Genomic DNA, 447 nt, shown 5'->3' with positions numbered 1-447 from the left:
ACCGCCCTGCGGTCCCATCCGCATGGACGGACGTGCGGTGTTCCGTTTTGCGGTAGATGCGCTGCCGCGTACCCTCCACGCGGTGCTGGATGCAACGCATCATACACTGGACGAAGTGGATTGGGTGGTATGCCATCAGGCAAACAGCCGCATTATTGACCACTGCGTCAAAAAGCTGCAAGCGGACCCGGACAAATTCTATAAAAACATGGACCGTCATGGCAATACCAGCGCTGCCAGCATTCCCGTAGCGCTGAATGAATTGGCTGAGAGCGGCCGCCTGCAGCCTGGTATGCGCCTGGCATGTATTGGATTTGGCGGCGGCCTTACCTGGGGCGGTATGCTGATCACTGTGAAAGGAAGCGTCGTATGAAACTGCTGAACGAGATTCTGGGAACCCGGTATCCTCTCATTCAAGGCGGCATGGCCAACATTGCCACCGGTGAG

General features: G+C 57.0%; 1 protein-coding gene. It reads left to right on the top strand.

Annotated features, from left to right (window positions below; all coding sequences use genetic code 11):
• Positions 1–373: 3-oxoacyl-ACP synthase III family protein (locus tag H6B10_RS15380; protein WP_275951096.1), on the top strand; the 373-nt coding region annotated here is incomplete at its 5' end.
• Positions 374–447 lie beyond the last annotated feature (74 nt).

Source organism: Gemmiger formicilis (genome assembly GCF_016901605.1).
Classification (GTDB): Bacteria; Bacillota; Clostridia; order Oscillospirales; family Ruminococcaceae; genus Gemmiger; species Gemmiger formicilis_B.
The sequence above is the reverse complement of the archived record's forward strand: the minus strand, read 5'-3'. Positions and strand labels throughout refer to the sequence as shown.